Origin of the sequence: Kitasatospora putterlickiae (assembly GCF_039527695.1) — a bacterium.
GTDB classification, from domain to species: domain Bacteria; phylum Actinomycetota; class Actinomycetes; order Streptomycetales; family Streptomycetaceae; genus Kitasatospora; species Kitasatospora putterlickiae.
On record NZ_BAAAKJ010000412.1, the window covers coordinates 1 to 2,579 of the forward strand.

General features: G+C 77.8%; 1 protein-coding gene. It reads right to left on the reverse strand.

Features of this window, described 5'->3' with window-relative positions; all coding sequences use genetic code 11:
• Nucleotides 1–2,579 (reverse strand): DUF5682 family protein (locus tag ABD308_RS34790; RefSeq protein WP_344343909.1); only part of this gene is annotated, 2,579 nt, incomplete at both ends.

Genomic DNA, 2,579 nt, shown 5'->3' on the forward strand with positions numbered 1-2,579 from the left:
GGCCGCCGCTGCCCGGTCGGCCGAGCAGCAGCCGCCAGCGCTCGGCCGGGGCGAGGGCGTGGGTGTGTGTGTGGGTGTGGGTGTGGGCGGGAGTCGTGGCTTCGGGTGCGGGGGTGGTGGGGGTCGCCGGTTCCTCGGCGGTGGGTGCCGGCAAGAGGGCCGGCAGCAGGCCACGGCGGGCGAGCGCGGCGCGGGCGGCCAGGTCCGCGCGGGACCAGTCGGCGAGCAGCGCGGGCGGCACCTCCGCGGGGAGCGTGTCCAGGCGGGTGCCCAGACGCTCCTCGACGAGTTGCAGCATCCGGTCGCGGGCCGCCGGGCTCAGCGTGTCGAACCCGCCGCGCAGCGCGGGCAGGCGGTCCAGGAAGGCGCCGTCGGCGAGCGTGACCACCCGCTCCAGCACCGGTTCGAGCACTTCGGGAGCGGCCGAGAACAGCCCTTCGGCGGCCGTGAGCAGTCCGACGAGGGAGCGCTCAAGGGCGTGCCGGGCGTCGGGCCCGGTGGCACCGTCGACCCAGGAGGCGGCCCGATCGCCGAACACCGCCGCCTCGTCCTGCCGGAGCAGCACCCGCACCGCCCCGGCCGCACCTCGCACAAGGGGGCTCCCGCCACCGGCGAGTTCGGCCAACGTGTGCCGGAGCCTGACGCCCCCGGACAGGTCCGCCCGCCGCGCCAACTCCACCAGCGCCCGCGCGTCATCCGCCTCGTCCGACCCGCCCAGCCCCTCCAACTGCCGCACCGCCGCCACCGTCACCACCTCGGCCGCCGCCGCAAGCCTCGCCAGCACCGGATCCCCCGCCGAAGACCCGCCACCAGACGGATCGACCGCAGACACCGACTCCGAAGCAGCATCGACGCCCCCACCCGGCACCACGGCCGCCGGGCCCTGGGCGGACACCACTACCGGAACCACACCGGGCGGTACCTCCATGGGTGCAGCGCCGAGCGCAACCGCCGCAGCCTCCGCGCCCCCAGCGGGTTCAGCTACCAGCACCGCACCGGGCGGTACCTCCGCCAGTGCAGCGCCAGCCGCCGCCACACTGGCCGGCACGAGAGGCGCGCCAGGTGGCACCACAGATGCCGGGCTGGCGGCGGGCGGAGCTTCGGGCGTCGCCTCGGATGTCACCACCGCAGGCGCGGGAGCAGAAACAACCGCCCCGCCTCCCGGCACCAAAGCCGTCACGCCCTTGGCTGCCCCAGCCACTACCGCATCAGGCGACGCCACCGACGACACAGAGCCAGCCGCCCGCACCACGGGTGCCGCGACAACGGCGGCCGACGCCTCCGCCGACGCGGGGGCGGGAGCCAGCGGCGCGGGGCCGGGGTCGGGGTCGGAAGCAGCCGTGGCGCCTACGGCGGGCACAGCCACTACCGCATCAGGCGACGCCACCGCCCACGCAGAGCCGGCCGCCCGCACCACCGGCGCCGCGCCAACGGCGGGCGCAGCCACAACCACAACCGCATCGGGCGATACGGGGGCGGGGGCAGCCGTGGCGCCGATGGGGGGCGCGGGGGGTGGCACTGCGGTGGTGGGTGGGGGTGTGGTGGGGGTGTGGGTGGCGGTGAGGCGGTCCAGGAGGGCCAGGGCGTTGAGGAGGTCGGGGAGGGTGCCGCTGGTGGGGAGGATGGCGGTGAGTTGGGTGAGGCGGGTGTCGGTGAGGGCGGGGAGGGCGCAGGCGGCGGCTTCGGCGAGGCCCCGGAGGACTTCGCCGGCCGTGGGGCCGTCGGCCTGGAGTTCGCGGCGGAGCCGTTCGCGCAGGACGCCCTCGGCGGCCTGGGCCGGGGTGACGCCCCGGGTGCCGGCGACGGTCAGCATGGCGGCGACGGCCGGGGTCCAGCGGACCCGCCAGCGGGTGGTGAGGGTCTCGGTGCCGCCCGCGCCGGTGGTCTCGACGGGCTCGGCGTAGGGGACGCCGCAGGCGGCTAGGCGGTGGAGGAGGAGTTCGCGGCGCCGGTCGAGGGGTGAGCGGAGCGGGTCGAGCCGCAGTTCGCGGGGCGCTGGCTCGGCGGTGTCGCCGGGACCGGGGAGGCCGAGGTCGGCGAGCAGCCGCTCGACGGCGGGGGCGAGGCCGCTGCGCGGGGCGGCCGGGGTGGGCTCGCCGGTGCGGGTGCCGACCAGGACCTTCTCCAGCGCGCGGGCCACCGCCCGGCCCCGGCCGAGGGGTTCGCCCTGGGCGAGGACGGTCTGCACCGCCTCGACGAGTTCGCCGCGCCCCGGGGCCGCGAGTGCGCGCAGCCGGGCGAGGTCGCCGGTGAGCCGGACGATCTCGCGGGCGTCGGCCGGGCCGGAGGGGTGGTCCTGGGCGCGCAGGGCCTCGCAGATGCGCACGGCGGTGCGGACGAGTGCCTCGGCGAGCCGGTCCGGGTCACCGGCGGCGTCGAGCACGGTGTGCTGCCACTCGGGGTCGCGGATGCCGGCCGGGTAGCCGGAGCGGGCGTCGAGGAGGGGGTAGGTGTAGGGGATCAGGGAGACGATGTGGTGGGTGTCCGGGGCCGGTTCGGGGGCGGGCGCGGAGGCGGGCGCGGCCTGGGTGAGCGCGGGGGCGTGGAAGGCGCCGATGACGGCGGCGACCCGGCGGGCG